This is a genomic window from Nitrobacter sp. 62-13 (assembly GCF_001896955.1).
GTDB lineage: Bacteria > Pseudomonadota > Alphaproteobacteria > Rhizobiales > Xanthobacteraceae > Nitrobacter.
The window spans coordinates 1-18,309 of sequence record NZ_MKRN01000004.1 but is presented as its reverse complement, the minus strand read 5'-3'; the positions used below and the strand labels follow the sequence as shown (position 1 = coordinate 18,309).

General features: G+C 63.6%; 19 protein-coding genes and 1 pseudogene. 13 read left to right on the top strand and 7 right to left on the bottom strand.

The window, feature by feature from the left end; all coding sequences use genetic code 11:
• The first annotated feature begins 11 nt into the window (after window positions 1-11).
• Complete coding sequence (gene phoU, locus BGN91_RS00655; RefSeq protein WP_292610038.1) at window positions 12-725, top strand: phosphate signaling complex protein PhoU; 714 nt, start codon at window positions 12-14, stop codon at window positions 723-725.
• Window positions 726-745: 20 nt separating this feature from the next.
• A complete protein-coding gene (gene phoB / locus BGN91_RS00650; RefSeq protein ID WP_292610037.1) occupies window positions 746-1,450 on the top strand; it encodes a phosphate regulon transcriptional regulator PhoB in 705 nt (234 codons plus the stop codon).
• 49 nt (window positions 1,451-1,499) lie between these two features.
• On the opposite strand, the gene BGN91_RS00645 is transcribed toward phoB, so the two are convergent.
• A complete protein-coding gene (locus BGN91_RS00645) occupies window positions 1,500-2,006 on the bottom strand; it encodes a GcrA family cell cycle regulator (protein WP_292610036.1) in 507 nt (168 codons plus the stop codon).
• Between the two features lie 454 nt (window positions 2,007-2,460).
• On the opposite strand from BGN91_RS00645, the gene BGN91_RS00640 reads away from it, so the two are divergent.
• Window positions 2,461-3,672 (top strand): aspartate aminotransferase family protein, encoded by a 1,212-nt coding sequence (locus BGN91_RS00640; protein WP_292610035.1) that lies wholly within the window; start codon window positions 2,461-2,463, stop codon window positions 3,670-3,672.
• A complete protein-coding gene (gene argF / locus BGN91_RS00635) occupies window positions 3,669-4,592 on the top strand; it encodes an ornithine carbamoyltransferase (protein WP_292610034.1) in 924 nt (307 codons plus the stop codon). Before BGN91_RS00640 ends, argF begins: the two co-directional genes overlap by 4 nt.
• Window positions 4,593-4,643: 51 nt before the next feature.
• On the opposite strand, the gene typA is transcribed toward argF, so the two are convergent.
• Window positions 4,644-6,470 (bottom strand): translational GTPase TypA, encoded by a 1,827-nt coding sequence (gene typA, locus BGN91_RS00630; RefSeq protein ID WP_292610033.1) that lies wholly within the window; start codon window positions 6,468-6,470, stop codon window positions 4,644-4,646.
• Between the two features lie 282 nt (window positions 6,471-6,752).
• Window positions 6,753-7,535: a Crp/Fnr family transcriptional regulator gene (locus tag BGN91_RS00625; RefSeq protein ID WP_292610032.1), complete on the bottom strand. Its 783-nt coding sequence runs from the start codon at window positions 7,533-7,535 to the stop codon at window positions 6,753-6,755.
• 164 nt (window positions 7,536-7,699) lie between these two features.
• On the opposite strand from BGN91_RS00625, the gene BGN91_RS00620 reads away from it, so the two are divergent.
• Window positions 7,700-8,116: a response regulator gene (locus tag BGN91_RS00620; protein WP_292610031.1), complete on the top strand. Its 417-nt coding sequence runs from the start codon at window positions 7,700-7,702 to the stop codon at window positions 8,114-8,116.
• 190 nt (window positions 8,117-8,306) lie between these two features.
• The gene (locus BGN91_RS00615; protein WP_292610030.1) at window positions 8,307-9,509 is read left to right on the top strand and encodes an NnrS family protein; all 1,203 of its coding nucleotides are present in this window, start codon (window positions 8,307-8,309) and stop codon (window positions 9,507-9,509) included.
• A gap of 28 nt (window positions 9,510-9,537) precedes the next feature.
• On the opposite strand, the gene BGN91_RS00610 is transcribed toward BGN91_RS00615, so the two are convergent.
• Together BGN91_RS00610 and BGN91_RS00605 are read right to left on the bottom strand one after the other, a co-directional pair.
• Window positions 9,538-9,792 (bottom strand): PepSY domain-containing protein, encoded by a 255-nt coding sequence (locus BGN91_RS00610; protein ID WP_292610029.1) that lies wholly within the window; start codon window positions 9,790-9,792, stop codon window positions 9,538-9,540.
• 207 nt (window positions 9,793-9,999) lie between these two features.
• On the bottom strand, window positions 10,000-10,974 hold the full coding sequence (locus BGN91_RS00605; protein ID WP_292610028.1) for a sensor histidine kinase: 975 nt from the start codon (window positions 10,972-10,974) through the stop codon (window positions 10,000-10,002).
• A 356-nt stretch (window positions 10,975-11,330) separates the two neighbouring features.
• Between BGN91_RS00605 and BGN91_RS00600 the strand changes: the two genes are divergently transcribed.
• From BGN91_RS00600 to BGN91_RS00580, 5 genes are all read left to right on the top strand, one after another.
• Window positions 11,331-12,257, top strand: a complete 927-nt coding sequence (locus BGN91_RS00600) for a cytochrome c oxidase assembly protein (RefSeq protein ID WP_292610027.1) — start codon at window positions 11,331-11,333, stop codon at window positions 12,255-12,257.
• Between the two features lie 203 nt (window positions 12,258-12,460).
• The gene (locus tag BGN91_RS00595; RefSeq protein ID WP_292610026.1) at window positions 12,461-13,129 is read left to right on the top strand and encodes a cyclic nucleotide-binding domain-containing protein; all 669 of its coding nucleotides are present in this window, start codon (window positions 12,461-12,463) and stop codon (window positions 13,127-13,129) included.
• Complete coding sequence (locus BGN91_RS00590; protein ID WP_292610025.1) at window positions 13,126-13,998, top strand: DUF6537 domain-containing protein; 873 nt, start codon at window positions 13,126-13,128, stop codon at window positions 13,996-13,998. The genes BGN91_RS00595 and BGN91_RS00590 overlap by 4 nt, the downstream gene beginning before the upstream one ends.
• A 108-nt stretch (window positions 13,999-14,106) precedes the next feature.
• Window positions 14,107-14,517 carry a DUF3307 domain-containing protein gene (locus tag BGN91_RS00585; protein WP_292610024.1) on the top strand — a complete coding sequence of 137 codons (411 nt, stop codon included), beginning with the start codon at window positions 14,107-14,109 and terminating at the stop codon, window positions 14,515-14,517.
• A 138-nt stretch (window positions 14,518-14,655) separates the two neighbouring features.
• Window positions 14,656-15,057: a hypothetical protein gene (locus tag BGN91_RS00580; RefSeq protein ID WP_292610023.1), complete on the top strand. Its 402-nt coding sequence runs from the start codon at window positions 14,656-14,658 to the stop codon at window positions 15,055-15,057.
• 60 nt (window positions 15,058-15,117) lie between these two features.
• Here the strand turns inward: BGN91_RS00580 and BGN91_RS00575 are convergent, their stop codons facing one another.
• Window positions 15,118-15,861 (bottom strand): hypothetical protein, encoded by a 744-nt coding sequence (locus BGN91_RS00575; protein ID WP_292610022.1) that lies wholly within the window; start codon window positions 15,859-15,861, stop codon window positions 15,118-15,120.
• A gap of 65 nt (window positions 15,862-15,926) precedes the next feature.
• Between BGN91_RS00575 and BGN91_RS00570 the strand changes: the two genes are divergently transcribed.
• Window positions 15,927-16,514 (top strand): MarR family transcriptional regulator, encoded by a 588-nt coding sequence (locus BGN91_RS00570; RefSeq protein ID WP_292610021.1) that lies wholly within the window; start codon window positions 15,927-15,929, stop codon window positions 16,512-16,514.
• Window positions 16,515-16,563: 49 nt separating this feature from the next.
• Here the strand turns inward: BGN91_RS00570 and BGN91_RS00565 are convergent, their stop codons facing one another.
• On the bottom strand, window positions 16,564-17,850 hold the full coding sequence (locus tag BGN91_RS00565; protein ID WP_292610020.1) for a DUF4147 domain-containing protein: 1,287 nt from the start codon (window positions 17,848-17,850) through the stop codon (window positions 16,564-16,566).
• A gap of 330 nt (window positions 17,851-18,180) precedes the next feature.
• Between BGN91_RS00565 and BGN91_RS00560 the strand changes: the two are divergent.
• Window positions 18,181-18,309, top strand: a pseudogene (locus BGN91_RS00560) (C4-dicarboxylate ABC transporter); the annotation flags it as partial.

The window sequence follows — 18,309 nt, the reverse complement described above, 5'->3', positions numbered from 1 at the left end:
GGAGAATTGACATGGCTTTCGAACACACCGCCAGGGCTTTCGACGACGATCTGCAGGAGCTGACGCGGCTGGTTTCCGAGATGGGCGGTCTCGCCGAGCGGCAGATCGTGGAGTCTGTCGATGCGCTGATCCGCCGAGATGCTGCGCTCGGCGCGCGTGTCGTCGACGCCGACGCCGAGATCGATCAATTGCAGCGCATGATCGAGGAGCGTGCCGTGCGCACCATCGCGCGGCGACAACCGATGGCGGTGGACCTGCGCGCGATCGTCGGCGCCATGCGGGTCGCCATCGATCTGGAGCGGATCGGCGATCTCGCCAAGAACATAGGCAAACGCGTGGTCGCGCTCGACAGCGATTTCCATCCGCTGAAACTGATCCGCGGTCTCGAGCATATGACGGAGCTTGTGCAGTCCCAGGTCAAGTCGGTGCTCGACGCCTATGCGGCGCACGACTTGCCGTCGGCGATGGCGGTCTGGAAGGGGGACGAGGAGGTGGATGCCATCTGCACCTCTTTGTTCCGCGAACTCCTGACCTACATGATGGAAGACCCGCGCAATATCGGGTTCTGCATCCACCTGATGTTCTGCGCCAAGAACATCGAGCGGATCGGCGACCACGCCACTAATATCGCGGAGACGGTGTTCTACATGATCGAAGGCCAGCAGATGCTCGACAAGCGTCCCAAGGGGGATATGACGGGATTTGCGTCGGTTCCGGGAAACTGAAACGAGCAGGCGGGACACCAATGGCTGCACGCATTCTGGTTGTCGAGGACGAGGAGGCGCTGACGACACTCTTGCGCTACAACCTCGAGGCTGAGGGCTACGAGGTCGAAACGGTGGCGCGCGGCGACGAAGCCGATACGTGGCTGAAGGAGCGCATCCCCGACCTCGTGGTGCTGGACTGGATGCTGCCGGGCCTGTCCGGCATCGAACTGTGCCGCCGTCTGCGGGCGCGTCCCGAGACCAGGCAGCTTCCGATCATCATGCTCACCGCCCGCGGCGAGGAGAGCGAGCGGGTGCGGGGACTTGCGACCGGCGCCGACGACTACGTCGTCAAGCCGTTCTCGGTGCCCGAGCTTCTGGCGCGGGTGAAGGGGCTGTTGCGGCGCGCGAGCCCGGAGCGGCTCGCCACGATCCTGAGCTTTGGCGACATCGAGCTTGACCGCGACAAGCACCGCGTCTGGCGTTCCGGCCGCCAGGTCGATCTTGGTCCGACCGAGTATCGCCTGCTGGAGTTCTTCCTCGAGCATCCCGGCCGGGTGTTCAGCCGCGAGCAACTGCTCGACAGCGTCTGGGGCCGCGACATTTACATCGACGAGCGCACCGTGGACGTTCACATCGGCCGGCTGCGCAAGCTGCTCAATCCCGACGGCGAGCCGGATCCGATCCGCACGGTGCGCGGCGCTGGCTATGCGCTGGACGAGCAGTTCGCGAAGGCGGCTGAGTAAATCGTCCGCTGTCGCCCTGTGTTCGCAGGGACGACATCATGCAAATCGTTTACCGCGCCTTCGGCGAGTGCCGCCGCCGGTCTGCGGCCGGCTGATAGGCGATGCGCGAGTGGTGCGCGCAATAGGGCAGGCCGGAGAGCGCCTTGCCGCCGCAGAAGAAGAATTCCGGTGTCGAGGGATCGCCGACCGGCCAATGGCAGGTGGCCTCGCTGAGTTCGAGCAGCGACAGCCGCTGGCTCATCGGCACTACATTGTCATAAGCGATCGGATCCGGCTCGAGTTCGACCTCGAAGGCTTGCGCGAGCGCGGTATTGCCGCGGGAGACGGGACGCGACACCCGCATCATGTGCTGGGCCGGGCGAGCCTTGCGCGGCCGCGGAACCGTTGACGAGGGGCTTTTGGCGCGGCCCGACAAGCCGAGCCGATGGACCTTGCCGATGACCGCATTGCGCGTCACGTTGCCGAGTTCGGCGGCGATCTGACTTGCGGAGAGACCCGCCTCCCAAAGCTTCTTCAGTTGCTCGACGCGGTCGTCGGTCCAGGTTATCACCGTCATCGCACGTTTTTCCTTGTGTCACGCGTGCCTGCGCCAAGGCCGCATCTGAAAAGCGTCCCCTGAAAACCCGTATCGGCAGAATCCCTTAGCCCTCGCCGGGCGGGAAAATCGCCCGGGCGCTTACGCCGACAACAGGGACCATCGAGGATCAAAAACGCCGCACGAGATGTCGTATCCGACGGCTCTAACGCTACAATATGGCGTGACTCACGCGCAAGAGTCAGGCCCGGCGGCGTCCACATGTTCTGCAGGAAAATCGGAAAATCGGCCCTTTCTGCGACTTTCACGCATCACCCGCGCGCAAGGGAAATATTGACAGTGATCGCGGCGCACCTAGAATAACCCTCACGTGCCGCCCGGAAAGGCGGCACGTTGCGTTTCCGGAGCCTACAGTTGATCGATCGCCGCAGCGCGATCGGATCAATCCGCTCCAACCATCAACCGGCAAACCGTCATGACCACAGCCGCGGCGTCTCATCTGTTGCCCGTTTTCGCAAGAGCCGATCTTTCGTTCGAGAGCGGCGAGGGCGCGTGGCTGATCGGTTCCGATGGCGGACGCTATCTCGATTTCACCAGCGGCGTTGCCGTGAACGCGCTCGGCCATTGCCATCCGCATCTCGTTGCAGCGCTTCAGGCGCAGGCGGCAAAACTCTGGCACGTCTCGAACCTGTTCAAGTCGCCGGACGGCGAGCGGCTGGCGGCGCGGCTGTGCGAGCAAAGCTTTGCCGATTTCGTCTTCTTCGCCAATTCCGGCGCCGAGGCCGTGGAGTGCGCCATCAAAGTGGTGCGCCGGTATCACGCCTCCAAAGGCCATCCGGAACGCTATCGCATGGTTACCTTCGAGGGCGCTTTCCATGGCCGCACGCTGGCGGCTCTGGCCGCCACCGGCTCGGCGAAATATCTCGAGGGGTACGGTCCGCCGATGGACGGTTTCGACCAGGTGCCGCTCGACGATATCGATGCCGTGAAGAAGGCGATCGGTCCCGCGACCGCCGGCATCCTGATCGAACCGCTGCAGGGCGAAGGCGGGGTGCGCGAGCCGTCCCATGCGTTCTTCCGGACGTTGCGTCAGATCTGCGACGAGCACGGCCTGTTACTGGCGTTTGACGAGGTGCAGACCGGCATGGGCCGCACCGGCGAGCTTTTCGCTTACAAGCGCATCGGCGTCACGCCGGACGTGATGTCGCTGGCGAAGGCGCTCGGTGGCGGTTTCCCGATCGGCGCCTGTCTTGCGACGGCGGAAGCCGCCTCCGGCATGACGCCGGGCTCGCACGGTTCGACCTTCGGCGGCAATCCGCTGGCGGTCGCCGCGGCCAATGCCGTGCTGGACGTGATGCTCGAGCCTGGATTCTTCGATCGAACGCGGAAGATGTCGCTGCTTTTGAAACAGAAGCTGGCCTCGGTCGTCGATCGCCATCCGGATGTGCTGAGCGAGGTGCGCGGCGAGGGACTCCTGATTGGCCTCAAGGCGGTGGTGCCGTCGGGCGATCTGGTCGGCGCGCTGCGCGAGGAGAAACTTTTGACGGTCGGCGCCGGCGACAACGTGGTGCGTCTGCTGCCGCCGCTGATCGTCGGCGAGACGGAGATCGAAGAATCCGTGCGGCGGCTGGAGCGGGCCTGCGCCAGGCTTTCCGGCGCGCGTGCAAAGAAGGAAGCGGCGCAATGAGCAAGGCGCCGCGGCATTTTCTCGACCTGTTCGACGTGCCGACGTCGGAACTGCGCGCGATCCTCGACGCCAGCGTGGCGATGAAGAAACAGCGCAAGGCGGGCCGAACCACGGACAAGCCACTCGACGGCAAGACGCTGGCGATGATCTTCGACAAGCCGTCGACGCGCACGCGCGTGTCGTTCGATGTCGGCATGCGTCAACTCGGCGGCGAGGCTATCATGCTGACCGGGGCCGAAATGCAGCTCGGGCGCGGCGAGACCATCGCCGACACCGCCAAGGTGCTGTCGCGCTTCGTCGACATCATCATGATCCGCATCCTCAGCCACGACGCGCTGACGGAGCTGGCGGCGCATGCAACCGTGCCCGTCATCAACGGACTGACGCGGCGCTCGCATCCCTGTCAGGTGATGGCCGACGTGATGACTTTCGAGGAGCATCGCGGACCGATCAAGGGCCGCACCATCGCGTGGACCGGCGACGACAACAACGTGCTGGCGTCGTGGGCGCATGCGGCGGAGCGCTTCAGCTTCAACCTCAACATCGCGACCCCGCCGGAGCTTGCGCCGAACAAGCTGCTGAAGGACTGGATCAGGTCGAGCGGAGCATCGATCAGGTTCGGCACCGATCCGGAGGCGGCGGTGCGCGGCGCGGACTGCATCGTCACCGATACCTGGGTGTCGATGGGCGACAAGGACGGCGAGCACCGTCACAACCTGCTTCGGCCCTACCAGGTGAACTCAAAGCTGATGGGGCTCGCCAGGCCTGACGCGCTGTTCATGCACTGCCTGCCGGCGCATCGCGGCGACGAGGTCACCGACGAGATCATCGACGGACCGCAGTCGGTGGTGTTCGACGAGGCGGAAAACCGCATGCACGCCCAGAAGGGAATTCTGGCCTGGTGCCTGGCGGCGGGATAGGCGCGGGGTTGTCCGCGCCCGCAAGGGCGATGATCGCCCGCCGAACGATGCTTACGCCACCAGGTCACGGGTCTTCTCGGCGCGCTTGCGCTCGTTGGGGTCGAGGTGCTTTTTGCGCAGGCGGATCGATTTCGGCGTTACCTCGACCAGCTCGTCGTCCTCGATATAGGCCAGCGCCTTTTCCAGCGTCATCCTGATCGGCGGCGTCAGCCGCACCGCCTCATCCTTCGACGTGGTGCGAATGTTGGTGAGCTGCTTGCCCTTCAGCACATTGATTTCGAGATCGTTGTCGCGGGTGTGCTCGCCGACGATCATGCCGCGATAGACCTTCCAGCCCGGCTCGATCATCATCGGGCCGCGATCTTCGAGCTTGAACATCGCATAGGCGACCGCCTCGCCCTGGTCGTTGGAAATCAGCACGCCGTTGCGGCGGCCCTGGATGTCGCCCTTGTAGGGTGCGTAGCCGTGGAACAACCGGTTCATGATGGCGGTGCCGCGGGTATCGGTGAGCAGTTCGCCCTGATAGCCGATCAGGCCGCGGGTCGGCGCGTAGAACACCAGCCGCAGCCGGTTGCCGCCGGACGGCTTCATCTCCGTCATCTCGGCCTTGCGCTCGCTCATCTTCTGCACGACGATACCGGAATGCTCCTCGTCGACGTCGATCACGACTTCCTCGACCGGCTCCAGCCATTCGCCGGTCGCCTCGTCCTTGCGCAGCACGACGCGCGGACGTGAGACCGATAATTCGAATCCCTCGCGGCGCATGGTCTCGATCAGGATCGCGAGCTGCAATTCGCCGCGGCCCGAGACTTCCATCGAATCCTTGTCGGCGGCTTCCGTCACGCGCAGCGCGACGTTGCCCTCGGCTTCGCGCAGCAGCCGGTCGCGGATCATGCGGCTCGTCACCTTGGTGCCCTCGGTGCCGGCCAAGGGTGAATTGTTGACCATGAAGGTCATGGAGACGGTCGGCGGATCAATCGGCTGCGCCGGCATCGGCGTCTCGACAACGGGATCGCAGAAGGTGTCGGCGACGGTCCCCTTGGTCATTCCCGCGATGGCGACGATGTCGCCGGCTTCAGCCTCGTCGAGCGGCGTGCGCTCGAGACCGCGGAATGCGAGAATTTTCGAGATGCGGCCCTGCTCGACCAGCTTGCCGTCCCGCGCCAGCACCTTGATGCTCTGGTTCGGTTTGATCGCGCCGGAGGTAATGCGGCCGGTGATGATGCGGCCGAGATAGGGATTGGCCTCGATGATCGTTCCGATCATGCGGAACGGACCTTCCTCAACCTGCGGCGGCGGCACATGCCGCACGATCAGATCGAACAACGGCTGCATGCCGGCATCCTGCGGTCCCTCTGCGCTTGCTGCCATCCAGCCCTGCTTGGCCGAACCGTACAGGATCGGAAAGTCGAGCTGTTCGTCGCTGGCGTCGAGTGCGGCGAACAGATCGAACACCTCGTTGACCACCTCGGTGGGACGCGCGTCCGGACGGTCCACCTTGTTGATGACGACGATCGGCTTCAGGCCGACTTTCAGCGCCTTCGACACCACGAACTTGGTCTGCGGCAGCGGACCTTCGGCGGCGTCAACCAGCACCAGCGCGCCGTCCACCATGTTGAGGATGCGCTCGACTTCACCGCCGAAATCGGCGTGGCCCGGCGTGTCGACGATATTGATGCGGGTGTCCTTCCATTGCACCGAGGCCGCCTTGGCCAGGATCGTGATGCCGCGCTCGCGCTCGAGGTCATTGGAATCCATGGCGCGCTCGGCGACCTTCTGGTTTTCGCGGAAGGTGCCGGATTGTTGCAGCAGGCGATCGACGAGAGTGGTCTTGCCATGGTCGACGTGGGCGATGATGGCGACATTGCGGAGGTTCATCGGAATGGTTCTTCTTGATCGGGGAAAACCGCGCGTCGCCCGGGTGTCGGGCGGCGGTTCATCCTGCGGGGGATAAGGTCACGAGAATGGGCGCGGCGTGATCGATTCACGCGGCAAAAGCGGTCAGGGTTTGGTCGCTTCCGGCCAGGTCATTGGCGCCACTTGTTGTCGGAAATGCCGGATAGATGCGAACCGCATAAAGCGGCTCCGGCTTTTTTCGCTGCGACGCTATATAGCGGGAAATCATCAAAAAACAATGCGCCGTTTGCCGTTTTGGGGGACTCATTTTGCCGGCGACAGGGACTCCTGCACAGGTCGGTCGTCTTCATTCGGGTAAACCCCGCGCAAAACCTCCTCGAAATGGCTTTTGACCGCGTTGTTGCAGAGACAGGCGCGGGCGGTCAGCGCATCCCGGTTCCGCACCAGGATAGCGCCGCGCCGCGTCTCCAGAACCCCCTCGGCCTTGAAAGTCTGGATCACGCGGCTGGCATAGCTGCGGCCGACGCCCAGCATGGTCGAGAGTTGCTCGTGGGTAAGCGGCACGAGTTCGCTGTCGGTCCGTTCGCTCGCCGCGAGAATCCACTTGGCCGTGCGCTGCTCGATCGAGTGGATGGCGTTGCAGGCGGTAGACTGAAAAACCTGGGCCAGCATGCAGTCGGCATAGCGCGCGAACAGGTTGCGCAGCGACGGGGATTTTGTCTTCGCGGCCTCCAGACTGGCGACGCGCAATCGCACGAAGGGCCCGCCGACTTTCACTGTGATCCGCGTATAGGCCGGCAGGAATCCCTGACTGACGATGCCGCCGACGGCGCCTTCTCGTCCGACCAGAATGGTTTCGGCATCGCGACCGTCTTCGTTGGGAACGAGAAAGGACGCAAGGCTCGCCGCGCAGGGAAAGTGGACGATTTCGACATTGTCTCCCGGATTGTAGAGCAGATCATCGCTTTCCGGGGTGGTGGTGACGAGACAGGGCTCGATCAGCTTGTAATCGGCCTCGCTGAGCTTGCGCAGGAGGTTGTTGAACGGGCGTTCCTGGTTCCCCGGCGAATCGTTCTGTGCGGCCATGCTGCGTCTCCTGTTCCCCAGGACCCTAACGAAAGCGACTGCTCAGTTATGTTCAAAAGTGAACAGACAACGCCGTGACGGTATGGTCGGTTCCGCCTGCTGGAACCGGCAGAGGGCATCCTCATCGGTGTCAGGAAATTTCAGCCATCATTGGATCACCCCATATGAAGCCCATCGGTTCCGATTCGTCGGCGGCGACCCCAGCCGGCGTCCCCGGCGACATCCTGATCGTCGAGGACGACGCCATCATCGCGCTCGATTTCGAGCAGACGGTCGCGGAATTCGGCGTGACGCGGGTCAGGATCGCTTCAAGCGTCGCGCAGGCGCTGGTGATGATCGCCGAACGTTCTCCTGACTTTGCGCTTCTCGATATCGGGCTCTCCGAGGAAAAAAGTTTTGCCGTCGCCAAGCGCCTGGCCGTTCTGAAAATTCCGTTCGCTTTCGTGACCGGCTACAGCGGCGACAGAGCCTTTCCGCCGGAATATTCGGGTCGGCCCAGGCTCTCAAAACCGTTTCTGCGCGACGAATTGTTCGCGGTTCTATCGAACTGGCGAACTGCGGTGCAGGATGACACGCATTGAGCCGGCTCCCGGTGTGTTGCGGGGTTTAGATCCTGCAAGGTCAAGGCGGCTTCTTCCTATACGGCCGGAGCGACGCTCAGGTTTTGCTTCAGCGCAACCTTATGCAGCGGTATCGCCGGTACCATTCCCCGCGGTCCACACCCCAGCCTCCGAGAAACTGGTATGATCGCCCGAACGACGGGAGATGCTCATGGCCATGCCAGCCGTGGAGAACGTGAAAAGCAGGCCGCTGGCGATCTGGACGATGGCCTTCAGACCGTTTTTCCTGATGGCCGGCGTGTGGTCGGCGGCGGCGCTTGCCGGATGGATCGCGATGTTGGTGACGGGCATCGCACCGCCCAGCCGCTTCGATCCGCTGACGTGGCATATTCATGAAATGCTGTTCGGGTTCGTTATGGCGGCGATCGCGGGCTTTCTGTTGACCGCAATTCCGAACTGGACCGGCCGAGCGCCGATCAGCGGCTGGCCGCTCGCTGCGCTGGCAGCGTTGTGGCTCGCGGGCCGCGTCGCATGTCTTGTGTCCGCATCGATCCCGTTCGGGCTTGCGGCTGTGATCGATCTCGCCTTTCCGTTCGTGCTTTGCGCGGTCTGCGCCCGAGAGATCATTGCCGGCCGCAATTGGCGCAACATGCCCATGCCGCTTCCTATCGCCGTTCTCGGCATCGCCGATCTTTTGATGTATCTGGAACTAGCCGGTTTCGCAGTGCCTGCGGGTCTTGGATGGCGGCTCGCCTTGACGGCCATCGTCGTTCTGATTTCGGTTGTCGGCGGGCGGATCATCCCGGCATTCACACGCAACTGGCTGACGAAGCGCGGAACGGCGGTTCTTCCCGTCGGGCATGGCCGGGTCGACATCGTCGCGCTCGCAGCGCTCCACGCCGGGATGATCGGCTGGGCATTTTTTCCGGCGCTTTCACCTGTCGGCGGGCTGCTCGTTGTCGCTGCGGCGCTTAATCTCTGGCGGCTCGTGCGCTGGCGCGGCATCGCCACCTTGTCGGAACCACTGCTGACGGTTCTTCATGCCGGATATCTCTGGGTCGTCATCGGCGCGGCTTTGCTGGGCACATCAATGCTGACCGGTCACGTGCCGGCGGCCGCCGCGATCCACGCCCTGACCGCCGGCGCCATCGGCACCATGACGCTCGGCGTCATGACGCGCGTTTCGCTCGGCCATACCGGCCGCGCACTCGCGGCGGACAGGGCCACCGCGCTGATCTATCTGCTTGTGATCCTGGCGGCAGCCGCGCGCGTCGCGGCAGCCGCCATTGGATCGCTGCCCGTGTTGATCGAGATTTCGGCCCTACTGTGGATCGGTGGCTTCGGCCTGTTCGCCCTGCGATATGGGCCGATGCTGCTGGCGCCCCGTGCGGACGCCGACCGAAACCACGGATGATGTCGTCGGCCTCGCCGCTTCGGCGTAATTACCGGTCCACGTTCAGCACCGCGCCGGTGGTGGCGTCGACGTCGACTTCCATATAGCGGCCGGAAATGTCTCGTCCCTCGATCTGCCACTCGTTACCGGCGAATTCGGTGTCGGAGACGGTGACAAGGCCGATGTCGGTTGCGACGGCGAGGGCATCCTGCATCGAAAGAAGGCTGCCCGAATCATAGGCCATTGCGGGAGTGGCTGCGCCGAGTGCGACAGCGGTTGCCAGAGACACAATGTAGTTTCGCATGGAATACTCCTCGTCGAGTTCGGTCGTTGCGCCGTCGGATGCACGCAACACCCGAGAGAACCGGCAGCCTTCCCATGCGTTCCGCGGCGACGCGCTTGTGAACGTCCGCGTCTGAGGCATTTTCCTGGCGGTTTCCCGGCGAGTGAAAGGCGAACGCATCACTTGCGCAGATCTGCTCCGCAATCGCCGGAATGGATACGGATGGTGTCAGTGGCCGTCGACGTTGCGCTCGATTCGGCATTGCATCATGCAATGCAGGCCGGTGGCGAGAAACGCGATCTCCGATTTTCCGTTGAACGGGCGCAGGCCGGCATTCAGGAGCTGCGTTCCGAATCCGGGCTTGCCCGACGTCGTGATAATCGGCCCGCCCGACTCGTCCCAGACGATCGACAGGATGTCGTTGGTTACAGTCCAGGAGACATGGAGCAAGCCGTGGGGGGTGGAGAATGCGCCATATTTGGCGGCATTGGTAGCGAGCTCGTGAAACATCAGCGCCAGGCTGATCGCGAGTTTTTCCGGCAGGAACAAGGGGTCGCCGTTCAGCGTAAAACGGACGTTGCCGTAGGGGTCGAGTTCCAGCCGCAGGAGATCGATGATGTCGCAACCGCGGCCGTCCGTGTTTGCGATCAGGTCGTCAGTCGCCGATAGTGCGCGCATGCGGCTGTCGACCCTGATCCATGCCGCCGGATAATCGCGGAGCGCCTGCCTGATCACGGCGTGGATGGTGGCGAGTTTGTTCCTGAGCCGGTGCTGAAGCTCCTTCATCACGAATTCGCGGTAGTGTTGTTCCTTGTCGAGGCGCGTTGTGAGCTCGCGATAGTGCGTCACCAGCGAACGGTGGCGTCGTACGCCCAGGATGACGAGCGCCGCGACGATGGAATAGACAGCGATGAGCACCGCCGCGGCCAGCCCCTGCGCCGCCCCGCCGAAATCCAGCATGAAGCCCAGAACAGCGCCGCCGATCGCAGCGGCAATTCCGGCCCGTTCTCCGCCGAACGCCGCCGCAACGAAAACAGCGGGAAGATAGGGGCTGTAAGGCACGTCGGGACGCAACAGCGAGATTCCGAACCGGAACGCGGTCGAGAGCGTCAGGCAGACTGCCGCGAGCCCGAAACCCAGAATCGCCGGAGGCTCGGAGAGGCCCTGCCATCCGCGCCGGAATTCCTCGGTCCACTTCCCCATCGGGCTCCCGATTGCATGCCACCACAGAACGAAAGACACCAGCGATGCGAGAGCGCACCTACTCAGCCAGCCAACACAGTCCTGAAGCGAACGTCGCGTAATGCAGCCACGTCGTGGAAGGCACTTTCTGTCGCGTTATTCATCGCACAGACCCGCGTTGGAGGATTCGTGCTCTCGATATGAGCGACATGATCGTCCAATTCGAACGAGATCACAAGTTCGTCAATCCACGGGCGAATGCGCCGGCGATATCTCGTTTTGCATTAATGTGCCCGCATTCCGCAGTGGACCGCTTGCCTTGCATCAATCCCTGCGCCGGCTTGACCTCGCGGAGACATCGACGTGGAGAGATCGAAATGAAACCGAGCTACCGCAAGCATATGAACATTCTCCTGCCCGTCGTTGCCATGCTTTGCGTCATGCTCGGGCTCGTGGCCTACGCGCCGAAAATATATCGCGTGTTCTGCAGCGCGACCGGATACGGGGGAACGACGCAGCGGGCCTATGCTGATCCGACCGTCGCCTCCAAAAAGACCGTTACGGTTGCATTTGACACCAATGTTGCGTCGGATCTGCCGTGGCGGTTCGAGCCGGAGCAGCGCACCGTGACGGTTCATCTCGGCGAGCAGAAGATGGTTTTCTTCACGGCCGAGAATCTGAGCAACGAGTCGATCGTTGGCCACGCGACGTATAACGTCACGCCGAATACCAGCGGGCCCTACTTCAATAAAATTCAGTGTTTCTGTTTCAACGAGGAGCGCCTCGATCCACATCAGAAGATCGAGATGCCGGTTGTCTTTTACGTTGACCCAGCCTTTGCGGAGGATCCGGACAACCACGCTGTCGATACGATCACGCTCAGCTACACGCTTCTCCGGTCGGTGAATCCGTCGCAAAGCAAGAATCTCGCGCGCTTCCTGCCCAATGCGCCGCCCGATCCGGTTCACGGCAAGCAGCTTTTCAGCGAGCGATGCACGGCATGTCACGAGTTGGACGCCAACAAGACAGGTCCCCGGCTGGGCGACGTGGTTGGCCGCCAGGCGGGTGCGGTCCCTGGCTATCATTATTCGCCGGCGCTCAAGAGCGCCGGTCTGGTCTGGTCCCGGGACAATCTGGACCGTTGGCTGGCCGACCCGAAGAAATTCGTGCCCGGAGCACGCATGCCGGTGCGTGTGCTCGATGCACCCTCACGTCACGATCTGGTCGCCTATCTGCAGTCTGTTGGCCGAAAGAGCAACGATCGGGCTGGTTCGAACAAGGGCGCGCCGGGCGGAGAATTCTAGGTCGATTTCGGACGGAAGTGCGCGACGCGACGATTGAACTCCCCCCGCCACCGGGGGGATGGCGGCTGCGTGCCCTGGCAGAACCGCTTTTGCCGAAAAGTTGAATGTGATTCGGTGTATATGTCACGCCGCCCCCCGGCGGCCGGGGCTGGCAGAAGATTTGCCGCGAACCTCATCACCGTCAGGAAATTGGCTGGATCGCCATGGACACATCACATTTAGCCGAACACGTCGGCACCGTCGGCAGTCTGGCCGCTTCGGTTTTCATTGTCGCCACTTATACCATGCGGACCATGATTCCGCTGCGTGTGTTCGGCATGCTGGCAAATCTCGTTCTCATGATCACCGCGATTCCATTCCACAGCTTTCTGCAATTCGGGCTCCACGCCGTGCTGTTTTGTCTTAACGGCTACCGCCTGCACCAGATGTTGCAACTCATACGCGACGTGAAGAAATCGGTGAACAGCGACCTGTCGATGGACTGGCTGAAACCCTTCATGACCGAGCGCAAATGTGAGGCCGGCGAAATGCTGTTCTACAAGAACGAGAAAGCGGAGACGATGTTCTACATCGTCAGCGGCCGCTATCGCCTGGTCGAGTCCGGCATCGAGCTTCCGGTCGGCGCGATCGTCGGTGAACTCGGCATGTTGTCTCCTACCAACGAACGCACCCAGTCGCTCGAATGCATCGAGGGCGGCACGGTGCTCAGCGTCAGCTATCGTCAGGTGGAGCAGCTTTACGTCCAGAATCCCGAATTCGGGTTCTACTTCCTGCGGCTGGCCAGCGCGCGGTTGTTTCAGAACATCGGAAAGCTGGAGGAGCGGCTTGCCGAACGTCAGGCGCCGGCTGTCGCGACGCCCAAGCTGGCATGAATTTCGGCGTTCCCAAGGCCGTCGGGTTTCTGCCTGCAATCCGTTCGATCTTCGCGGATGTTCTCGGCGACGATGACGATCCGATTCCGGAACCGCCCGCGGGCTTGCCCGGCGCAGTGAGGGCGGTTGCGACCGAAGCCGTCAACCGGTTGATCGATTATCAGGGACCGGGCTATGCGCAACTCTATGTCGCCCGGCTGCGACGCTTCATCGGCCGGCGTAACGTCGATGACACGGTGTTCGCCGAGATCGCGCGTCTTCTGGTCGTGCGCATGGCATATGATGACGCGATCCGGATGGCGCAGCTTAAACTTGCGGAGGCCGAAGCGGGGCAGGGCGTTCCGGCGGACGATGTCCGCAAGCTGCGTCTCGACGAACTGGTGTCGTCGCTGCCGGAAACCGTGGCCGACTACGCGCTGTGGATACTGGAGTATCCGGGATGGCTGCATCTGCCGGTCACCCTGCGGTTCAGCGCGGCAAGCCGCCTGGGGCGCCGCCGCCTGCGGATCGAAGCCTCGCTCAGGCGATGGCGGTTGTCCTCCCTCCGCTACGCCAGAGAGCGCGCCTGGGTCGAGCGCTGGCTGCACATGATCGATCGCAGCCTGACGAAGCAGCCTGCCGCGGTCGCCGCGGTGGTCGCAACAGCCGAGATGGTGCGGGGTCACGGCGACGATTACGCGCGAAGTTTGAGTGACTGGAATCTGATTATCGACCAACTCGTCAAGCCGACGCTCGAGGGCGCATTGTCCTGTCCGGATCTGGCAGGCGGCATAACCGAGGCCCGCGCAGCCGCGAATTTGGATCCGCGGCAGGACACCTTGAAGCGCGTCATCGCGAGGATCAGGGAGCGGGCCGGAGCCGGCGCATGAGCCGTGGCTCTTCAGAGTCCGACTTGACTAGGAGAGTCCGACTTGGCCAGGACACTCGCAAGAAACGGATGCGAATGCTAGAACCGGTTCACTAACAAGGGGCGTCGGGTGCTGCTTCCCTCATTGTCGTCGTCGATCGCGGTGGGTCCGCTGGCTGGCTGGATGGCCGTGCTGACCGTCAAGCACGTGATCGCTGATTTCGTGCTGCAAAATTCGTGGATGGCGATCGGCAAGGATCAAAAGACCGGCTGGGCGCTGCCGCTGCTTGCGCACTGCCTCGTGCATCTGGCGCTATCGCTGGCGCTTATTCTCGCGATCGCGCCGCGTTTCTGGCTCATCGCCTTTATCGATTTTGCGATCCATATCGTCGTGGATCGCGCCAAGGGCTTCCTCTCCTCGACCTTCGAGGTGACGCAGGAGCGTCGGCACCCGTGGTTCTGGACGCTGATCGGCGTCGATCAGGCGCTGCATCATCTCACCGGCTTCGGTCTGTCGGTGGTCATGGCCTTCAACGCCTGACCGGCGGCTCCGCGAATCGGACCGCGCCCGCCGTCCGATTCGGAACCGGATTGCAAGGCGCTCGGGCAGCTCTTTGTGCGGGTGGTTAACTTCTCGTTAGGAAATTGCGTTGCATCCTCTTGATCCAGGAGAGTCTCCATGTGGTCGAGTCAGGACGCTTTCGAGAACGACATATGTCCAGTCAAGGATGATCTGTTGGGCGCCATGTATCGGGCCAACGAGCATGGACTGCCTCAGCTCATCGCCAGCGTCGCTCCGGATGTACGAGCGATGCTGGCACTGTTCTGCTACCGCCGCAGCCACCTGCATACGCTGGCGCTGTCGATCGCCTCGAGCTGCTCCGAGCGCGATCTGATCCAGCTCGGCGGTCGCGTCGGCTCCACGCTGTTCGCGCTGTCGCGCGAAGTCCGGCAACCCCATGCGGCGCCTGCCGTGCACGGTCAACGCAAGCCGATCACGCTATCGACCAGACCGCTCAGCACGTTCGCTCCGCTCGACGACCGGATCGACGACGACGAGGCGGCGCTGCTCCCGGCATAGTTCGCGCCGCCGCATCGGTGATTGATCGGGGCACGCTTCGCAAGCGGCCTGGGTGCGAGCCTATTTCTTCTCCTTCACGATGACGCCCGGCAGCGTGAGATTGCCTGACGCAACCTTGTAGGTGCCGGTGACGCACAAAAGCGGCGCCTTGCCGGTCTCGTTGACCTGCAGATGCGCGGCGACGGCATCGAAGTTGACGTTCTCCGCGCCCTTGACCGGCATGGTAATGCGCACCGTCTTGCCTTTGATGATGGGGCTCATGCCGGGGCTGTCCAGCGCCAGCGGCAGGCCGGGGGCGGTGGCCGGCAACAAATCCTGGCCCGGCGAGATGTCCAGCACCTTGAGGCCGCCGGCACAGGCCTTGTCGCTGGCCAGCACCACCCAGTGCGAATGCCAGCCGGCGCCGTCGTTGGTCGGATCGCCGTCGCCGTTTTCGTCGAACAGCGGCGTATCGTCGAAATCCGGATGCGCGGTAATGGCCAGCGCCAGGATGCCCGAGCCCTTTGCAAATCCGACCGCCGCAGGGTCGAGCTTGGTCGGCCAGACATAGGCGTCCACCTTCGCGCCGGCGAGCTTGCCGACCTTTTGCGGCTTCAGCGAACCGGCGTCGCCGCTGACTTCCATGACGAAGGTGGCGAGCCGGCCATCGGTCGAGGCGGAGGCGCTGGTGACGTCGAAGGCCGGCGGCACGGCGGCGTCGGGCTTGGCGTGGATATCGTGGGCGAAAGCGCAGGTCGCTAACGCGCCCTGCAGAAGCACCGAGGCAAACGTTCCTGCGGAAGACCTGATTATTGACGAAGGCATGGAATACTCCGGTTGATAATATCGAGTCGATACTATACCTCTTGCTGATCATCGGGACGGAGTCAATGAGAAATAGCGAGTCGCTACTATCTTCGGCGCGCGACGCGGCCTCTCTGATCGGCCGGCTGGACCGGCTGAGCCGCAGCGGCGCCAACATTGCCGGCCTCAATCCCGCGCAATGGGAGGCGTTGCGCTATCTGTCGCGCGCCAACCGCTTTTCGCGCACGCCGGCGGCGCTGGCCGATTATGCCGGCTCGACCCGCGGCACGATCTCCCAAACCCTGATCGCGCTGGAGCAGAAGGGGCTGGCGTCGCGGCAGGCCAGCCGTCGCGACGGCCGCTCGGTCGAATTGGCCCTCACCCGGCGCGGCGAGGCCGTGTTGAGAGACGATCCGCTGAGGCGACTGGCAGACGACATCACGGTCGCCACCGGCGGCGATGCCGGCGAACTGCTGGCGACGCTGCAGGCCATCCTCTCGGCGATGATCGCGCGCAACAACGGGCGCGCCTTCGGCATTTGCCGCACCTGCCGGCATTTTCGCTGCAATGCCGCGCCGGGGACCGCTTCGCCGCATCATTGCGCCGTGCTCGACGAACCGCTCTCCGATGCCGACTGCGGCGCGATCTGTCAGGAGCACGAAGCCGCGGCCTGAACGGCACGTCGCGTCGGCCGCATGACACCGGCAACGGCCGTCCTGTCGATCAGGCGGCATCGACCAGAATGACGCGGATGTCGTTGACGTTGGTGAGCGTCGGACCGGTCAGCAGCAGGTCGCCGGTAGCGGCGAAGAACGCGGTGGCGTCGTTGTTGGCGAGATAGGCGAGGGGATCGAGGTGTTGCGCGCGCATCGTCGCGAAGGTGCGGGCATCGATTACGGCGCCTGCGGGATCCGAGGGGCTGCCTGCGCCGCCGTCGGCGCCGTCGGTATCGGCGGCCAGCGCCGAGATGCCGGGCGTATCCTCGAGCTGTGATACCAGCGACAGCACGTATTCCTGGTTGGGGCCGCCGCGCCCATCGCCGCGCACCGTCACCGTAAGCTCGCCACCCGAGAGGATCGCGACTTTTCGGCCGCCGGCGCGCGCTTTCAGCGTCAGTTTCGCATGCTCCGCGGCGACATCGCGGGCCTCGCCTTCGAGATCGGCGCCGAGGTCGAGCACCTCATAGCCGGCATCGCGCGCGAGTCTGACGGCGGCGGCGAGCGAGGCGCCGGGGCGCGCAACAATCTCGAAGCGCGTCCGCGCGAAGGCGGCGTCGCCCGGCTTGCAACTCTCGTTGGCCGGATCGTTCAAAGCGCGGATGATGGCGTCGTCGAGCGCGAGGTCGTACTTCGCGACCAGCGCGCGGGCGTCAGCAAGCGTCGTGGGGTCGGGCACGGTCGGGCCGGAGGCAATGTCGGCCGGCTGGTCGCGCGGCACATCCGATATCGCCAGCGTTACGATCTCCGCGCATCGTCCCGCCCGCGCCAGCCGCCCGCCCTTGATGCGCGACAGATGCCTGCGCACCGTATTCACCTCGCCGATTGGCGCGCCGGAGCGGAGCAGGGCACGGTTGGCCTGCTGCTTCTGCGCGAGCGATACGCCGTTCACGGGCGCAATCCAGTTCGCTGAGCCGCCGCCCGACAATAGCACCAGCAGCAGATCGTCGGCGGTCGCGCTGCTCGCGAGTTTCAAACTAGTGTCGGCGCCGCGCAGGCTCGCCTCGTCGGGCACGGGATGGCCGGCCTCGATCACTGCGATGCGGCGTGTCGGTGCGCCGTGGCCGTGACGTGTCGTGGCCACGCCAACCAGACGTTCTGGATCGAGCCCCGCAGCATCGAGGTAATGCCGTTCCACGACCGCAGCCATGGCGGCGGCGCTTTTTCCCGCGGCAAGACAGATCACGCGACCTTTCGGGGCGCACGGCAGGTGCGCATCGAGAATGCTGTCGGGATGAGCGGCGGCCACGGCCGCGTCGAAGATCGCGCGCAGCAGCTTGCGGTGTTCGGTCATGGCTCGGATCTTGCGCTCAGTCGGTGCAGAAGGACCGACGGGTGAACAGGCCGTCCGTTATCCGCCGGATTTGGCCGCAAGAAAACCCGTCTGGACGCCGGAACAATAACGTTTGCGCCGCAAGTGTCACGCTGACACGCAAGAACAGTGGAAGCGGACGGAGGCAATGTTCGGATATGCGCGCGATCCGAAGGCGCACCCGCAGGTGCCTCAACTCATACCAATGTCTAAAGCTGCTTTCGTCGTACCTTCGTTTGTTCCCTTTGCCGGCGGGTTGACCGCGTCGCGCCGCCCGGTCACTTTCTTCCAAGCAAACGGGAGAACAATCCGATGGCATCAAAATTCATCATTGCCGTTGCCTTGTCGGTCGCCGCCTTCTCGGCGCCTGCCGCCCACGCGCAGCAGTTCATCAACGTGCTGACCGGGGGAACCTCCGGCGTTTACTATCCGCTCGGCGTC

What these genes read in the sequence shown, in the direction of transcription:
- BGN91_RS00615 (WP_292610030.1), top strand. Translation starts at nt 8,307, where the DNA reads ATGGCCATGCCAGCCGTGGAGAACGTGAAAAGCAGGCCGCTGGCGATC.
- BGN91_RS00565 (WP_292610020.1), bottom strand. Translation starts at nt 17,850, where the DNA reads ATGACCGAACACCGCAAGCTGCTGCGCGCGATCTTCGACGCGGCCGTG.
- typA (WP_292610033.1), bottom strand. Translation starts at nt 6,470, where the DNA reads ATGAACCTCCGCAATGTCGCCATCATCGCCCACGTCGACCATGGCAAG.
- BGN91_RS00600 (WP_292610027.1), top strand. Translation starts at nt 11,331, where the DNA reads ATGAAACCGAGCTACCGCAAGCATATGAACATTCTCCTGCCCGTCGTT.
- BGN91_RS00605 (WP_292610028.1), bottom strand. Translation starts at nt 10,974, where the DNA reads ATGGGGAAGTGGACCGAGGAATTCCGGCGCGGATGGCAGGGCCTCTCC.
- BGN91_RS00640 (WP_292610035.1), top strand. Translation starts at nt 2,461, where the DNA reads ATGACCACAGCCGCGGCGTCTCATCTGTTGCCCGTTTTCGCAAGAGCC.
- BGN91_RS00595 (WP_292610026.1), top strand. Translation starts at nt 12,461, where the DNA reads ATGGACACATCACATTTAGCCGAACACGTCGGCACCGTCGGCAGTCTG.
- BGN91_RS00625 (WP_292610032.1), bottom strand. Translation starts at nt 7,535, where the DNA reads ATGGCCGCACAGAACGATTCGCCGGGGAACCAGGAACGCCCGTTCAAC.
- BGN91_RS00580 (WP_292610023.1), top strand. Translation starts at nt 14,656, where the DNA reads ATGTGGTCGAGTCAGGACGCTTTCGAGAACGACATATGTCCAGTCAAG.
- BGN91_RS00620 (WP_292610031.1), top strand. Translation starts at nt 7,700, where the DNA reads ATGAAGCCCATCGGTTCCGATTCGTCGGCGGCGACCCCAGCCGGCGTC.
- phoU (WP_292610038.1), top strand. Translation starts at nt 12, where the DNA reads ATGGCTTTCGAACACACCGCCAGGGCTTTCGACGACGATCTGCAGGAG.
- BGN91_RS00610 (WP_292610029.1), bottom strand. Translation starts at nt 9,792, where the DNA reads ATGCGAAACTACATTGTGTCTCTGGCAACCGCTGTCGCACTCGGCGCA.
- BGN91_RS00590 (WP_292610025.1), top strand. Translation starts at nt 13,126, where the DNA reads ATGAATTTCGGCGTTCCCAAGGCCGTCGGGTTTCTGCCTGCAATCCGT.
- BGN91_RS00575 (WP_292610022.1), bottom strand. Translation starts at nt 15,861, where the DNA reads ATGCCTTCGTCAATAATCAGGTCTTCCGCAGGAACGTTTGCCTCGGTG.
- argF (WP_292610034.1), top strand. Translation starts at nt 3,669, where the DNA reads ATGAGCAAGGCGCCGCGGCATTTTCTCGACCTGTTCGACGTGCCGACG.
- phoB (WP_292610037.1), top strand. Translation starts at nt 746, where the DNA reads ATGGCTGCACGCATTCTGGTTGTCGAGGACGAGGAGGCGCTGACGACA.
- BGN91_RS00570 (WP_292610021.1), top strand. Translation starts at nt 15,927, where the DNA reads ATGAGAAATAGCGAGTCGCTACTATCTTCGGCGCGCGACGCGGCCTCT.
- BGN91_RS00645 (WP_292610036.1), bottom strand. Translation starts at nt 2,006, where the DNA reads ATGACGGTGATAACCTGGACCGACGACCGCGTCGAGCAACTGAAGAAG.